Source organism: Spirosoma montaniterrae (assembly GCF_001988955.1).
GTDB lineage: Bacteria > Bacteroidota > Bacteroidia > Cytophagales > Spirosomataceae > Spirosoma > Spirosoma montaniterrae.
The window spans coordinates 5638623-5655180 of sequence record NZ_CP014263.1 but is presented as its reverse complement, the minus strand read 5'-3'; the positions used below and the strand labels follow the sequence as shown (position 1 = coordinate 5655180).

At 53.2% G+C, this 16558-nt stretch carries 10 protein-coding genes; 2 read left to right on the top strand and 8 right to left on the bottom strand.

Features of this window, described 5'->3' with window-relative positions:
- Nucleotides 1-12: 12 nt before the first annotated feature.
- From AWR27_RS24380 to AWR27_RS24350, 7 genes are all read right to left on the bottom strand, one after another.
- Nucleotides 13-1410, bottom strand: a complete 1398-nt coding sequence (locus tag AWR27_RS24380) for a RagB/SusD family nutrient uptake outer membrane protein (protein ID WP_077133593.1) — start codon at nucleotides 1408-1410, stop codon at nucleotides 13-15.
- Between the two features lie 33 nt (nucleotides 1411-1443).
- Nucleotides 1444-4491, bottom strand: coding sequence for a SusC/RagA family TonB-linked outer membrane protein (locus AWR27_RS24375; RefSeq protein ID WP_077133592.1), 3048 nt, complete (start codon nucleotides 4489-4491; stop codon nucleotides 1444-1446).
- 258 nt (nucleotides 4492-4749) lie between these two features.
- Nucleotides 4750-5325: a hypothetical protein gene (locus AWR27_RS24370; RefSeq protein WP_077133591.1), complete on the bottom strand. Its 576-nt coding sequence runs from the start codon at nucleotides 5323-5325 to the stop codon at nucleotides 4750-4752.
- Between the two features lie 36 nt (nucleotides 5326-5361).
- Nucleotides 5362-7053 carry a SusD/RagB family nutrient-binding outer membrane lipoprotein gene (locus tag AWR27_RS24365; protein ID WP_232325923.1) on the bottom strand — a complete coding sequence of 564 codons (1692 nt, stop codon included), beginning with the start codon at nucleotides 7051-7053 and terminating at the stop codon, nucleotides 5362-5364.
- Nucleotides 7054-7096: 43 nt separating this feature from the next.
- Nucleotides 7097-10315, bottom strand: a complete 3219-nt coding sequence (locus AWR27_RS24360; protein ID WP_077133590.1) for a SusC/RagA family TonB-linked outer membrane protein — start codon at nucleotides 10313-10315, stop codon at nucleotides 7097-7099.
- Nucleotides 10316-10682: 367 nt separating this feature from the next.
- Nucleotides 10683-11468, bottom strand: coding sequence for a patatin-like phospholipase family protein (locus tag AWR27_RS24355; protein WP_077133589.1), 786 nt, complete (start codon nucleotides 11466-11468; stop codon nucleotides 10683-10685).
- Between the two features lie 72 nt (nucleotides 11469-11540).
- A complete protein-coding gene (locus AWR27_RS24350) occupies nucleotides 11541-12401 on the bottom strand; it encodes an MBL fold metallo-hydrolase (protein ID WP_077133588.1) in 861 nt (286 codons plus the stop codon).
- Nucleotides 12402-12524: 123 nt separating this feature from the next.
- Between AWR27_RS24350 and AWR27_RS24345 the strand changes: the two genes are divergently transcribed.
- Together AWR27_RS24345 and AWR27_RS24340 are read left to right on the top strand one after the other, a co-directional pair.
- Nucleotides 12525-13259, top strand: a complete 735-nt coding sequence (locus tag AWR27_RS24345) for a cytochrome b/b6 domain-containing protein (protein ID WP_077133587.1) — start codon at nucleotides 12525-12527, stop codon at nucleotides 13257-13259.
- Nucleotides 13256-14050 carry a molybdopterin-dependent oxidoreductase gene (locus AWR27_RS24340; RefSeq protein WP_232325922.1) on the top strand — a complete coding sequence of 265 codons (795 nt, stop codon included), beginning with the start codon at nucleotides 13256-13258 and terminating at the stop codon, nucleotides 14048-14050. Before AWR27_RS24345 ends, AWR27_RS24340 begins: the two co-directional genes overlap by 4 nt.
- 73 nt (nucleotides 14051-14123) lie before the next feature.
- Here the strand turns inward: AWR27_RS24340 and AWR27_RS24335 are convergent, their stop codons facing one another.
- Nucleotides 14124-16490 (bottom strand): family 78 glycoside hydrolase catalytic domain, encoded by a 2367-nt coding sequence (locus AWR27_RS24335; RefSeq protein WP_077133586.1) that lies wholly within the window; start codon nucleotides 16488-16490, stop codon nucleotides 14124-14126.
- Nucleotides 16491-16558 lie beyond the last annotated feature (68 nt).

Below are 16558 nucleotides of genomic sequence, written 5' to 3'. Positions count from 1 at the left end.
GGTAATTTCATGTCAATACCCCGGATTTTGCTGGGTTCTGATGGTTGGATTTTGCTGAATTTCGGATTGTGGAATAGGCCATAACTCAAAGCGGCTGTTCCAGTTGGGCGAGAACGACGACATTACGACCTGCGCCCGGCCCGTGCGGACGAGGTCGTACCACCGATGTCCTTCAAAAGCCAACTCATAGATGCGTTCACGCTCTACGGCCAGCAGCACCTCGGCCTGCGCCGTGAGCGCAATGGCCGGCGCTTTGGCGCGTGTTCGGAGCACGTTCAGGTCGGCAACGGCTCCGTTGGCACCGGTCAGGCGACCCTGCTGCGCCCGTGCTTCGGCCCGAATCAGGTGCATCTCGGCCAGCCGAATCAGCGCGATGTTGTTGTTATCTTCCAGAGCAAGACCGTATTTCTCAACCGTCCAGCCGTTGTCGTTGCCCCGCAGATTTTGCGTACTGAATGAGATGGTTTGCCGGCGTGTGCCCGCTTCGGCAGAGACTAATGAAACCACTAACTGATTTGATGGAATCACCTCGCGCCGACCCACCAGCAAATTATTCAGACTAAGCCCATTTGGAAAAAGTGATGTGCTGGTTTGCGGATCATCAGTCACAGAATAACCCACCTCAATAATCGACTCATTATTAAAGTCTTTCACGATGACATCGGCGAAGCTCGTTTGCAGTGTGTACACACCCGACGAAATCACCTGCGTGGCGAGTTGTTCGGCCTGCGCCCAGTTTCGCTGGTACAAATAATACCGCGCCAGCATAGCCCGGCAGCTTACCTTATTGATGTAGGCCGCGTTGGTGAGCGCATTGGTGGAGCCAGCTTCTACATTGGGCAGGTCGGTCAGAGCCGCCTGAAAATCAGCCAGAACCGAAGCCAGTACCTGCGCTTTGGGTGACCGGCCAATGGTGCGGTTCGTAGCCTGAACGGTGGTGGTTACCAGTGGAAAATCGCCGAAGGTATTGGTTCCGATGAAGTTGGCATATCCGCGAATGAAACGGGCTTCGGCCAGTATTTCTTTGCGCCGGGCTTCCCGAACGCCAGCCACGTCGGGTAGCTTTTCAAGCATGAAGTTGGCGACGTAAATGGTGCGAAACAACGATTGCCACAGTAACCCAACCGCTGCATTGGCGGCTGTAATCTGCTTGGTGCCCAACTCACGATAATCCGTAAAGGTGCCGTTATGCTGAATATGGTCGGCGGTAAAATCACCGGCAATAACGGTGGGAGCCGCTGTGCCGCGCAAGGCACTGTACATGCCAATCCGAACCGGTTCAACGTCGTTTGGCTCGTTGAGAACCAGCTCATCGACCAGCAGATTGACGGGTTTCGGTTCCAGCACCTGCTGACACGATGCCAGACAGAACAGGATGATAATGAAACTATATCGAACGTATCGAAACATAAGATCGTAAGTAGTTAAGCCGCCTGAAGCCGGTTAAAATGTCAGCGAAATACCACCAAATATGGTCTTGATTTGGGGGAACGTGAAAAAGTCGATACCCTGCGCCGTTGTCGAACCATCGAGCGTACTCACCTCAGGATCAGGCCCGGAGTAGCGCGTCAGTGTCCAGAGATTGGTGGCTGAGCCGTAGACGCGCAGGTTGGCAACCTTGTATTTAGCCAGCCAACGCTTCGGAATGTTGTAGCCCAGCGACACGTTACGCAACCGCAGAAACGAGCCATCTTCCAGATACCGGCTGCTATGGAAGTTGTTGAACGTATTCTCGAACTGGTAGCGCGGTACGTTCGTGATGTCGCCCTCTTTCTGCCAGCGTTTCAGAGCCAGCCGACTTTGGTTGTTTTGCAGATCGGCCCCGGAGTTGAGCAGGGTTGCATTGGTGAAATTCAGGGTTTTATTACCAAACGACCCCTGGAAGAAAACACTCAGATCAATCCCTTTAAACGACACGGTGTTGGTCAGACCGCCGTACACCAACGGCTGCGCGTTGCCAATCACCTGCCCATCGTCGGGGGAAATTCGGCCATCGCCGTTTTTATCTTCGTAGATGGCGTCGCCTGTTGCGGGGTCAACACCGAGGAATTTCAGGCCCCAGAACGTACCCAGCGGATGCCCCGGCAACACAACGTTCGTTTGGCTGACGCCGTCGGCGGTGTAGCCCCGGAAAATCGGCTCGTTGCTCACCAACTCGACCACTTTATTGTCATTATGGGAGACATTGAAATTGGTGTTCCAGCGCAAGCCCCCCGTAGCCGCCCGATCAATGTTGACGGTTGAAATGGTTAATTCAACGCCCCGGTTGGCTACTTTACCGATGTTGCCCTGCACAGTGGCGAAGCCCGTTGTTTGCGGAATAGGCTGGGCAAACAACAGCCGGTCGGTCAGGTTGTCGTAAACGTCGATGATAACGCTGAGCCGACTATTGAAAAACGATGCATCGATACCCACATTGGCTTCACGGGTACGCTCCCATTGAAGAGCCGGGTTGGTCAGTGCCTGCGGCCCTACGCCCGTTGAGCCACTGTAGGTAACTGATGACCAGGTGCCGAGGAACTGGAAATCGCCGATGCGCTCGTTACCGGTGAAGCCGTAGCTGGCTCGCAGTTTAAGGTCATTGAGGAACGTAAACCGCTGCAGGAATTTCTCCTGCGACAGCCGCCACGCCACCGACGCCGATGGAAAGAATCCGAACTGCCGATCTTGTCCAAACCGCGACGAACCATCGTAGCGGGCAGTCAGCGTACTCAGAAAGCGGTCGTCGTAATTATAGCTTACTTCACTAAAGCCCGACAGCAGCCCGTTGTTGACCACAAACGATGATCCCTGGTCAACAACGCCCGCCGATGTGATGTACGTGAAATCGTCGCTCGGAAAAATCCGGCCCGACACATCGCCGGTGCGTTCGGTACGCTGTAGAATTTCTCCGCCAAGCAGGGCGTTGAACCGATGCTTTTCGTTTAGCCGAAAATTATACGTCAGCGTGTTGGTGTTGATAAACGTACTGAGCTGCGAGTTGATGTATACGCCGTATCCCTGTCCGCCAACACTGGGCAAAAATCCGCCAATAGCTGTTGACGACGGCTCGAACTGATCTTCGGTAACGTTATTGTAATCGACGCTGGCTTTTGAGCGCAACCGCAGATTTGGTATGATTTCATATTCTGCATAGATGCCACCCAGCATTTTGAACGTATATGCCCGGAATCGCGGCAACACAGCCTGCCCCACCGGATTAAAATTCGGGAAACCAGCATAGTTGGGGTCGTTGGGGCCGTAGAGTTTACCCTGTTCGTTGTAAGGCGCGTAGTAGGGCAAACTTTTGACAGCTCCCGAATACACGCCGTCTAAGAAGTTATCACCTTTTACGCGGTCGTTGCGGGCACTTGATAAAGTAATATTGGTGCCGAACGAGAGTTTGCTGGTGGCTTTATGGTCGAGCCGAAGCTGACCGGTGTAGCGGGAAAAGCGGTTGTTAAGCTGAACGCCCTCTTCGTCGCGAAAACTGCCGCTGAGGTAAAACTGCGTTTTTTCGTTGCCGCCCTGCGCCGATAGCTGATACTGCTGATAGACCCCTTTTCGCAAAACGGCGTCGACCCAGTCGGTATTTACGCCATCGGTAACACCTTTGATAAGACCTAATTGGTCGGGGTCTTTGCCCGCATTTCGCACGGCTTCGCGCTGGAGGTCGAGCAGTTCCGACGCGTTCAGCAGGTCGGGTCGGCGCACAACGTCGGTCAGACCGCGCTGCACGTCGGCACTGAAAACAGTTTTCGCGTTGGAGCGGCCTCGCTTGGTCGTGATCAGTACCACGCCGTTTGCCGCCCGCGAACCATAAATAGCTTTGGCTGAAGCATCTTTCAGCACCTCAATGCTTTCAATATCGTTCGGATTGAACAGAGCAAAAGCATTGTCCTGCTGCCCACCAAATTCCCGCGCCGACAGGTTGCCATCTTCAACCGGCACACCATCCACAATAAACAGGGGCCTGTTTACGGCTGAAATCGACGTATTTCCCCGAATGCGCACCATCAGCCCTCCGCCCGGCGTACCCGACGACTGCGTAACCTGCACCCCGGCAGCCTGCCCCTGTAGTGCCTGATCGAAACTGGCGGCTGGAATATTCTTGAATTTTTCGGGCGAAATCGATGCAATAGAACCCGTGATGTCTTTGCGCTGCGTGGTGTTGTAGCCCGTTACGACTACCTGACTCAGTTCATTCACGACCTCCTGCATCTGCACGTTCAGCACGGTGCGATTGCCAACAGCAATCTCCTGCGACGCCGACCCAATGGACGTGTACAGCAGCACATTCTGACCATCGGGCAACACGATGCTGTAGTTGCCATTGGCATCGCTGCTGACCCCGTTGGTGGTGCCTTTAACCACAACGTTCACACCCGGCAGCGGCTGACCATCCTGCGCTGACGTAATACGACCGGAAATACGCCGACCCTGCGCCCACAGCAAACCAGGCAGCATCGTCAGTAATATTCCCCAAATAGCAATTCGGTATTGGTTCCTCATAGATGTTGGTCTGGGTTGAGCAAACAGCGTATCATGACGTTTTAGTGGGTGTGCGATGCATGAACACAACAAACAGTCAATATACCATCATACAAACGAATAAAAAGGGTTTTGCCGTATAAAATTTTGACAGTTCCTGGACTCTCCTATCAGTTAAAGCGTATAATTTTCATTCGCTACTATGAATACCAAACAGAAAAGCAGGCCGAATGACCTGCTTTTTTTCTGTTTGAATCGACTTTAGCCTTTCTGCTTCTTTTAGTTTACTACGTTTAAACGGTAGAAGAACGGCGAACTGTAAAAGGCTCCGCCCGTGATGTTGAGGCCCGTATTCGATGCGGTGAACGACCGCCCATTGGTTAGCCGCATCACTGCTGTTATCTCAAACCGATCCCCTGCCAATATATCGGCATCTGTTAGTTTAGTGGCGGCAAGAGCTTCTGCACCCGTAACCGTGATGGTAGCACGTGGGTAGCCCGTTGTGGCGTCTTTAGCGTAGGCCGAGGCTGGAATCGACCGCAACGCAGCAGACGTGGTGGTTTTGGTGCCATTGGCTGGTGTAGCATCTATGAACCGGATCGACAAGTCGTAAGAAGCGAACAATGCACCCTGATTTGGCGTGACGGCTTCGGCTACGAACTCCATTTTCGTACCGCTCATGTTGGCTTTGCTTACGCTAAACGTAGTAGCCGCAACCGGAAACGGGCTTACCGTTCGCATATAACCGCCCTGCTCCAAATTGAACTCATCGATTCGTTCAATCATTTCTGTCTTGCACGACATGATCAGCAGGCCGATTAGCAGGATGACAGAAAAATTATGAATGTATTTCATTGTTGTCTGTTTTGATCGTTAAAGAAGGTAGCCGAACTATCGGGTAAGGGTTGCCGGGTTGTTGTCCCAGAATACGGGAACCGATACGTTAGCTTTCTGCTTGGCGTTTGCATTCCGCGCTATAAACGACGTTGGGTAGTAGAACGACCGCACGAACACACCCGGATTGGGATCCAGGGCGGGCTGCTGATTGGCCGGCTTGCCGGTACGTCGATACAGGTTATAGGCTTCGATACCATTGCCATACAGGGCAAGCCAGTATTCGGTAGCGATGATGTTCAGCCGGGCGTCGTTTGTAGTGGCGGCATCATACGTTGTCAGCACCTGATTCACGTAACGCGTTACCTGATCGGCCCAAACAATCTTCTGGTCTCCTTCAAACGTAGCAATTTTACCCGCTTCGGTTGTTGCTAATGCAAACGCCCGAACATCGGCCATTGATTTTTCGATGGCTGACTTCAGCAGGGCGCGGGGATTGCCCGTAGTGCCCAGTTCAAGTGCAGCTTCGGCCAGCATGAAATCGACGAACGAGCGCATCATAATTGGATGGATACCGGCTCCACCTGCACCCGCGCCCAGCGAAACCGGACGGCCAGCATCGTTATCATACAAGCCACCTGCCGGATACAGACCCCAGGCCGTGCGAAGCAGTCCATCGGGTGGAATCCCCTCGTTGCTGAGGTGGTCGCGGCCCCAATAGCCAACCGTTGTGGGCAGGCAGAAAACGTCGTTCGGTCCGTAGTGCGATGGTCGCTGATTCGTAATACACCGCAATGCGTTTACGTCGGTTGGGTTGCGAACTACCTGCCGATAGAAGTAATACCGCATACGCGGATCAGGAAAACCTTTACTGTCGTACATAGTTCCCATGTACGAGTTAGACTGATAATCGCCCCCGCCCGTTGGTGAGTATTGACCAGCATATCTGGGGTGGCGCGTATCGGGGTTAGTCAGGTTCGATCCGAACTTAAACGTAAAATTCTGAGCCGCCGTCGAAATTAGTTTATCACCCGTAATGAGGCTGTTTATGCCCGACGTAGCACCGGCCTTGTCGATTAATCGCCGGTTCAGCAGCATCTTCAGTTTGAGCGTATTGGCAACCCGAATCCAGCTATCGGCGGTTCCGCCGTAGAACAAATCGCCGGTGGCTCCGGCTCTGGAGCGGGCATTGAAGTTCTCAATGGCCTTATCCAAATCGGCAATAGCAGCCGTATAGATGGTGGCTCCCCCGTCGGTTTTAGGGTTGAAATTCTCAGGGTTCAACGCTTCCGTAAAGGGCACGTCGCCAAATACATCCACCATGTTTGCCATTACCGAAGCGCGAATCGTCCGGGCGATACCGGCATGAACGAATAACTCGCCCCGTTCGGCCAGCGGAATAATGGTTTTCACATCGTTCAGGATACCGGCATAGGCCGTTGTCCAGGCACCATCGGTGCTGCCGGGTGTAACGGCGTTGTCGTAAATAGCGGCTCCAGCATTCAGCATCCGCACCAACCGCATGGTGGGGTCAGTTAGTTGATTGAAATGACTGAGTGTTGTGGGAGTAATACCGCCAGCGCGCTGCCCAGCATAGTTCAGCTCAATCTGGCTGAGCAGGTAGTTGATGTCTGTATTGGCTGCCGTTACGGCGTTGGGGTTGTCGAGCAGGTTCAGTTCGCACGAACTGACAACGGCTGCGCACAAAGCCAATGCGAACAGTTTTATTGGTTTAAACATTTCTTTCATGAGTTACGAATTGGAGCTATGTCTATCTCGCAGGTACTTGTTGTTAGAACGTCAGTTTAAGCGTGCCACCCAGTCGGCGCGAACTTGGCCCGGTCAGGAATTCAAAGCCCATCCCGTTGCCAACGCCCAGCCCTAAGTTATCGGTATCGAAGTTCAGGCCCGGCGGGAAGTTGAGTGCCTTATACCAGATATTGTTGCCGGTCAAAGAAATCGTTGCCCGCTTGATGCCAATTCGGCCCAGCAGTGAGGTGGGCAGTTGGTAGCCCAGCGATAACTCCTGAAGACGAATCGTAGAACCGTCGAAAATACGCCCCTCATCGCCAAAGAAATACAGGTTGTTGAAGCCTACGTCCGACGCCGTTACCTGAATGTCGTTCGGGTTGCCGTCGGCCTTTACGCCGGGGAAGATGAACGTCTGAGCACGGTCATACCCTTTTTCCAGTCCCGTGTCGTAGGTCAGGCCGCGCCCGAGCAGCGCACCCGCTGTTGACGAGTACATAGCTCCGCCGTGCCGATACGTCCACATCATATTGAACGAGAAGCCTTTAAAGCTGAAATCGTTGATGAAGCTGGTGGTAAAGGCCGGGTTGGGGTCGCCCAGAACAATGGGCGAGGTAGTGGTTTGCAGATACCCCTGATTATCAATCAGAAACTGCCCCTGCTCATTGCGCCGGTAGCCCGTTCCTTTGATGATGTTGAACGGTTTGCCCACCACTGCGTAGTTACCCAACGCCGAGCCAAAGCCCGTTACCTGAACTTCCTGCAAGGTGCCACCGAGGTCCATCACCAAGGGTTCGTTGCGCGAGAAGTTGAACGTTCCATCCCAGGCAAAATCACCGCGACGAATTATATTCCCCGACAAGCTCAACTCGATACCCTGGTTACGAATTTTACCGAGGTTGATGGTGGTTTCGGTAAAGCCGGTAGCTGCATCGAGGGGCGATCTGGTAATCAGATTGCGGGTAATCCGGCGGTACAACGTCAGGTCAACATTAATCCGATTGTTGAAAAATTTACCTTCCAGACCCAACTCGTATTCGGTGTGCAATTCCGGCTTCAGGTTGGCGTTGCCCAGTGTGTTATCAACGGAGTGCGTCTGTACAGGTGCTCCGGCAGCGTTCAGCCAGCCGCGTGCGCTCTGAGCCAGAATGTTGCGGGTGCTGTAAGGATTCGGGAAACCCGCCGACGTACCATAACCGGCCCGCACTTTCAGGAAGCTCATAAAAGGCGACTCTAATCCTTTGAAGGCAGTTGTTGGCACAAACGAGACACTACCCGATGGATAGAAGATACGGCGATTTTCTGGCTCAACGGTCGAGGTCCAGTCGTTACGGCCTGCCAAATTAACAAACAGATAGTTGTTCAGGTCGGCAGTTATTTCGCCGAAAATACCCATGCGGGTCTGCTCGGTGGTCTGGTCGAACGCTACGTTGTCAATAAAATTATTATGCTTATACAGGTTGCGGGCTAACTGATTCTGACTGTTGATGTTATACAGGCTAAACCGGTCATTTCGCATGTTGCCACCTAACTTACCCGATAACGACAGGTTTTCGCTCACTGAACGGTTGTAAGACAACAGCAGGGTGTTATCCCAGATGGTATTTTTGAAGTTCAGCGTGTTATACAAGCCATTCACAAGCGCAACGCCACCTTTGTTTAGTTTGAACTCCTGCACTTCGTCGTAGGTATCCAAGCCCACTTTATAAAGCAGCGTCAGGTCTTTAGCTAAATCATACGTGACGGTGTTGGAGGCAAAGATCCGGTTTACAACGCCCGTAGTTTTGTAGTTATTCAGCACCCAGCGGGGGTTCGGAATGTCGTTGCCGCTACGGAAATAAACCGTACTGCCATCAATCGGATTTTCGTAGGGCCAGCCCATCAGGTCAACCTGACGCGGGGTGTACATCACGTTTGCCAGTACCGAGGGGAAGTCGTTGGCGTTGTTGCCCTGACCGGCACTGAGCGGGGGCGAAAACTGATCGGTGTTGGCGAAGTTGATGGATGTCTGCATCGACAGCCGCTTACTCATCTGCGCGTTCAGGCCCAGGCCAATGTTCAGCCGTCGGAGACCGTTGTTAGGAATGTAGCCCTGCTCGTTGTTATAGCCAACCGATACGTTATAGCTGACCTTTTCGCCACCACCCGAAATGTTCAGTGCCGTGTTGGAGATATTGCCCCGCCGGAAGAAATCTTTCACGTTGTTGGGGAAAATCTGCATGGTATACGGGCTAACCGATGTCACGTAATCGGCCATAGCGGCCCTTGTGGCGGCTACAGACAAAAAAGCGAAAGGATGGTTCGTCAGAGCTGGGTTAGTGTTCTGCGACGGATAAATTTTGGCCTCTGCGAGCGTTGGTCCCCAGTTGCTGAAGAAATAGCCTAAATTTTGCTGGAAGCCACCTACGTAATCGTTCTGATAACGCGGCAGGTGCGCTGTGTTGGTGAAGAGCGACTGCGTAACGGTGAATTCGGTTTTGCGGGCTTTGCGCGTACCGTTCTTGGTCGTCACCAGAATTACCCCGTTCCGGCCCTGATCGCCGTAGGTTACGGTGGCGGCCAACCCTTTCAGCACGGTAATATTCTCGATGTTGTTGGGGTCTAAATCCAGAAAACGGCTCGATGATGATTGAGAGCCGCTGGTAAAATCGGTAACTCCCGTCTGACCCGTAGCCCGCGTGTTGGTGTTGGAGTTAAAAGGAACCCCATCGACCACAAACAGCGGCTGCACCGAACCCGTGATAGACGAATACCCGCGAATGGTGATGTTGGTGCCCGTACCTGACACCCCCGACGTAGCCGTGATGTTCACGCCAGGAACTTTGCCTTGCAGCACCCGCCCTACGTCGGCCTGCGGACGGTCTTCAATCGACTTCTTGTCAACGGCGGTTACGGCGTATCCTAAAGCGCGTTTCTCCCGAACCAGGCCCTGCGCCGTTACGACTACCTCACCAAGTTGTTTCGAATCGTTTGCCAGTTGTACATCGATTACTGAACGGTTTCCCGCTTCTACCTCCTGTGTAGCTGTACCGACGAAGCTAAAAACCAATTGGCTTTTTCGGTCAGGTACACTAATCGAATACATGCCGTTGGCATCGGTATTGGCTCCACGCGTAGTGCCTTTCACTACCACCGATACACCGGGCATTGGACTACCATCTTCGGCAGCGGTTACTTTACCCGTAATAGTTCGCTCCTGGGCCCATGCTGGCACCCAGAGTGAGCACACAAGAAGCATACCCACCAGTAGAATTCTACTCATAGTAAATTTAATTTAGGTTAAGAAAACATTCACGTTCAGCAAAACTAAGCAATTCAAAAAAACTTATCAAAAATTTTTATACTATTTCTTTTTACAGATTATTATTATATCGAGTTTGTGTAATTCAAAATAATATTTTGTACCTAACAAAGTAGTACTTAGTTATATCATGTACTATTTATAAAAATTGGCCTAAATCAGAATTATCTTTCAGTAAGTATTTATACGGTATACAAAACAAATAATTGGAAAAAGTCAATTTTGGCTACCTGACCAAAAGTTTAGCCACATTTCCTATAGACTTCTACCAAAACAAAAATGCCGGATGTTAAGCCCGGCATTTTTGTACGATGTATCAGCAACAGTATCAGTCCGTTTTAGCAACGGGTGCGTTGAAGCGTTTTTCAATCTGATCGGCCATTGTGCGCGTGTACTGATAGCCTATCCGAAACAACTCGCGGGCTTTGCTGACGTCGAGGGTTCCGTACTCAGCCAGTTGGGGGGGTTCGATCAGGATGTCACACCGGCTGAATCGCTCTTTGGTCTTGCTTTGTACGGCCAGTACCAGACTGCGCTCGATAACACCCCGCATGGATGAAATTGGCTTGCGGGTTCCCTGACCCAGCACGTTGCAGTGCGACCCAATCAGAAAATCAACTTTATGTTCGATTACATCGACCGGTAGGTTGTTTAGCACACCCCCATCAACGTATTGCCGTTTATTGATAAGCAGCGGCTCAAAAATGCCCGGCAGACAGCACGACGCCAGCACGGGCCGAATCAGTTCGCCTTTATCGAAAATAACCTGTTCGCCGTCGTTCAGGTCAACAGCCAGCACGTGGAGCGGAATCTGCAACTGCTCGAACGAGTCATGGGGAATATACTTTTTGTAGAGGTCAATGGCCGTGTCGATGCGTAACAGCCCCATACGGTTCCAGGCCGGGCGCAGGTGCCGCACAAACGACGACGATTCAACGATTTTCAGACTTTCATCGGGCGTGTAGCCCTGTGCCAGCAGTGCGCCCGTAATGGCTCCGGCACTGGTTCCGGCAATCTGATCGAACCGGATACCCATTTCCTGAAGGGCTTTTATGACGCCCAGGTGCGCTATACCCCGCGCTCCGCCACCGGATAATACTAAGCCGATTTTCATACCCTTTTTAACGGCAGGCTGCAACGTTTAGTTTGCCCAAAGTTGAATCGGGAACGTTCGCCCGGTACGGCTTCATATAAACTCCGCCAATGGCCCCTTCTCCTTTACCCGGACGCCCTTTTCCGTTTGCTCAACCGTGGCCGCTTCGCAGGTCGGGTCATGGTCAAAAACGAGCAGCCAGTTTTCCTGCACAGCGCGGGTAAGATACTGCGTTTTTTCGTCCATTGTCAGCAATGGGCGCACATCGTATCCCATTACATACGGCACCGGCACGTGCGATGCCGATGGAATCAGATCGGCGCAGAAGAGCAGCGTTTGTCCATTTGTCTCTATTTTGGGCATCAGCATTTTCTCCGTATGTCCATCTACGTACAATAGCTCAATGCCAGGGATGCCCAGTTCATGCTGATCGCTAAAGCGCAGTTGACCGCTCTCGTGCAACGGCATAATGTTCTCGCGCAGGTAGGTAGCCCGTTCGCGGGGGTTGGGTTGCATGGCCCACGCCCACTGCTGGCTGTGGCTCCAGTAGGTAGCACGCGGAAACGTGGGTTCGAGCCGGGTTCGGCCCGCATCGGCCCAGCGCACGGCCCCGCCCGCATGATCGAAGTGCAGGTGCGTCAGCAGTACGTCGGTTACGTCGCTGAGGGTGTAGCCAGCCTGTTGCACGGCATCGGGCAGTGTTTTGCCGTTGGGCAGGTCGTAGAAGCCCATAAATTTAGCGTCCTGTTTGTCGCCCACGCCCGTATCGACCAAAAGTAGCCGGGGTTTGCCGCTGGCGTCAGTGGTTTCGATGAGCAGGTTGCGGAGTGCCCACTCGCAGAGGTTGCGGTCGTCGGCGGGGTTAGTACGTTGCCACAGGGTTTTCGGTACTACGCCGAACATGGCTCCGCCGTCGAGTTTGAACGGGCCGGTATCGAGGGTTTTGATGTGCATTTCTGAGTTTTTACTGTGCTGGCCGCAAGTTAAAAAATAAGCTTCCATGCATACATCCGATTTAAAAACGATTTGCGTACATTGTTCTGCCTTCGTAACACATTGCTCAGAAAATCAACGCCTATGCCCCGCATTGTTCACAAGCATCCGCTCGCCATTCGCTGGTTTCACTGGATTAACTTCCCGGTGCTGTTTGTCATGATCTGGAGCGGTCTGCTCATCTACTGGGCCTACGATCCGTACAAAATCACCCTCGGCGACTGGACACTAATTTCGTTTTTTCCTGATGGATTTTATAAGGCATTAGGCGTGTCGCGTCGGCTGGCCGAGGGTATGGCGTGGCACTTTGTGTTTATGTGGCTATTTCTGCTGAATGGCGTTCTGTATGTGGGCTACACGTTTGTTTCGGGCGAGTGGCGGCATTTGGTGCCAGATCGCAATTCGTTTCGGGAAGCGGTTCAGGTAACGCTTTACGACCTCGGATTACGCAAAACCCAGCCGCCGTTTGTGAAATACAACGGGGCGCAGAAGATTGCTTATTTCTCGATTATGCTAATGGGCGTTGGCTCGGTGCTGACGGGTTATGCTATCTATAAACCTACACAGTTTCACTGGCTCACGGCTCTGGTGGGCGGCTACGAAACGGCCCGGCTTATTCATTTCGCGCTTACCATTGGTTATGTACTTTTTTTCATCGTTCACATTGCGCAGGTAATTCGGGCTGGCTGGCGCAATTTTCAGAGCATTATTACTGGTTTTGAGGTACTGAAACCAGACGATCCTGAACAGGCGATGACCACCGAACAAGCCCCTGAAACGCCCCCAGTTGCCCCACCGATTAATCCAGCCCTCTCATGAAACCGGCCATCAACACCAATCCCGAACCCAAACTGCCCGAAAGCGACCTGCCTGAATCGGCAGTGCGTCGGCAAACGTTGAAAGCATTTGGCCTGTTCGCGCTGGCGGCAACGGTGCCGATTGGCGTTTATTTATGGATAAAAAACAGCCCTAATTTATACGGTGCCAAAAAGCCCCTGCGCCGGGTACTCGATGCCAACGAGACCATTGCCCGAACGTATTTCAGCAATGCCAACTTAGTGAAAACTTACCCGCTCGATAGGGCGGCCAAACAACCCCGTCAGAATGGCTACGACGGCCTCCGAACGCCCCTCCCCGCCGACTGGAAATTGCACGTAGACCGTGACGAGCAGAATCCGCTATACCTGACAATGGACGACATCCGCACGCTGCCCAAGCACGAACTGGTATATGATTTCAAATGCGTAGAAGGCTGGAGTCAGATTCAGCACTGGGGCGGAGCGCGGCTGGCCGACTTTCTCGAACGCTACAAACTCGGCACGAAACCCGGCAACGCCAGCGAACTTTTCGAGTACGTCGGTCTGGAAACGCCCGACAAAGGCTATTACGTTGGCATCGACATGGCGAGTGCGCTGCATTCGCAAACGCTGCTGGCTTACGAGCTGAATGGTCAGCCTATCAGCAACGCCCACGGCGCACCCGTTCGGCTGATTATTCCGCACAAATACGGCGTAAAGAACCTCAAACGCATTGGGCGCATCTTTTTCAGCGACACCCGCCCCCGCGATTTCTGGGCCGAGCGAGGCTACGACTATTATCTGGGCTTGTAGAGACCGGTGCGCCGGAGCGACAAGATTTTGCGTCTCCAATGCGTCAGCGAAAGAGACGCAAAATCTTGCGTCTCTACATAGAAACCGCTTGTTTTCCGCCCTTCAACGCCAGCGTTTTGCCGTTCCAGCGCAGCGTTCCGGTCAATTTTTCGGGTAAGGTAACGCTGCCGGTAAGGCTACCTGTTGCGGTTTTCTGGAATTGTACCACAATGTCGCCTTGCGGATGTGGTACGCGACCTTCTACGCTCGTCAGGTCGCCGAGGGCGGGGTCGATGCGGACGGAGCGGAAGCCGGGTTCGGCGGGACGGATGCCGCAGGTAGTGCTCAGAAACTGGTAAAGGGGCGAGGCACTCCAGGCGTGGCAGTCGGAGCGGGTGGGTTCGGGGTTTTCGGCGAAGGTAGTCAGGCCCATTGCCAGCATGTCGCGCCAGGGTTTGAGCTGCGGGATGAGTTGATCGCCCGAGCCCGTTTTCTTCAACGCTTCGAACAGGTAGAATTTAAAGTAAAACGTAGCCTGCGTTATATCCGTAGCCGTCATGGTTTTGGTTAGCAAAGCCGTTTGCTGCTCTTTCGGCACGGCATCAGTCAGCACGGCCAGAATATTGGCGTGTTGGCTGAACGTTTTCTTCGCCGGTGTATCGGCCAGCAGGCCGCGTCCGGCATCCCAGCATTGGCTATATACGGCCCGGTTGAGTCGGCGGGCCAGTTCGCGGTAATGTTCGGCGCGTTCGTTCTGCCCGAAATGCGCCAGCAAATCGCCCGCCCGGAAATACGTATACGCCTGTTGCAGCGTCAGCACACTCGACCCTTCGCGAACACCGGGCGGCACCCCGCCAATGCGCGTTTCTTCGGTCCAGGGCCAGGCCCAGTCCACAAAATTCCACCAGTTGAGCGGGCCGTTCAGGTTATTTTTGGCTAAACGTTCTTCGTGCCAGTTCAGCACACCCAGCACGCCCGGCAGCATCGACTTCACGAACGCATCGTCTTGCCGGTGCATCCAGTAATCATGAATCATACAAACCCAGAACAACGAAAACGTCGGAATCACCTGAAAATCAGCCGAAGGGTAGCGGCTCTGTGTCAGTCCCTCGTTGAAACGGCTGTGGTCATAGTCGAGAATAGCCTTTCGCATTAGGCGGTCGTCGCCCGCTACGTAAAGCGAAATCAGCGACTGTACGCGTGTATCGCCTACATACTGCAACTGTTCATAGTATGGGCAGTCGAAATACATTTCGCCTGCGCAGAGCCGGGCCGTTCGCCAGCCCACGTTCCAGATTTGTTTCAGTGTTGTGTCGTTGGTCGTAAACTGCCCTTTTTCTACGAACGGATAGCCCGTGAACTGCCCAACCAGATCGTTCAGCGTGATCGGTTCGTCTTTGGTTTCGACCGTCAGTTGCAAGTAGCGGTACGTCCGAAACCACAGCGGTCGAAACGTTCGGCGGTCGGCGCCATCGGCCACAAACTGATCGTCGAAACTCCGCATGGTTCGGCCCGTTATCTCGTTTCGATTGCCTTTTTTGCCGCTGGCATCGAACAATGCTTCGGCATACCCCAGCGTAACGGTCGCACCTTTTCCCCGGCTAACGGTCAGTTCAGGGTAGGCATTGGTCAGCACACCGTTATCGAGCAGAAACACGGCTTTTGTGTTGGCCGACACCGTAACGGGCGTTTTGCCTTGCAAAAAACCGGCGTCCATTTTTCCATTTTCCACGCGCCGAACTGTTGCCAGCCGTTCGGGCCGCTCGTCCATCATTGGAATCTGGCGCGGCACTAAACCCCAGTTACCATCGGTGCCGAGACCGCGTGGCTTGGTCGGAAAACCCAGCGGTTTGGCTGCCAGCCAGTTTTTATCGTCGAAATTAGGCTGCTCCCAGCCCCAGGGATATTGCGCGGCATCGACCCGGTCGCCATCGCCCACCACGATATACGTCCGCATTTTGGCGATGTCGTTTTTAATGGGTGAGTAGGCTGGATTCTGGTAGACCTTCCAGCTTGCGTCGGTATTAACAACCTTCTCGGCGTCTGAATCGCCCTGAAGTACAAAACCCGTCTGATAACTCATCTGCGCGAAGGGAATGCCATCGCCCATGTTCCAGACCTGCGCGGCCAGCACATTACGGCCTGCCTGCAAATAGGGCGCGAGGTCGTAGGTTTCGTAGTTCCAGTTCTGGGTATCGGAGCGGGCCGGACCCATGCCCACGGCGCGGCCATTTACAAACAGCCGGTAACGGTTATCGCCCGATACGTGAACCACAAACCGAACTGGTTTTTGCGGCAGGTCGATAGTCTTTCGGAGATGAAAAATACCGTATTGGCGCACCGGGGCGGTAGGGTGCAGAATCCAGCGAGCAGGCCAGTAGGCGTTGGTCCAGTCAGTGGCAGGTGTTTGAGCAAAGGCGGTTACCGATAGGAGCAGAAGCAGGAATTTGAGAAAGTGCATGACGGGGTTTATCTGCTATTGATGAATAATTGCGAAATTTTCATCAATACAAATGTTTTATGTCGAAA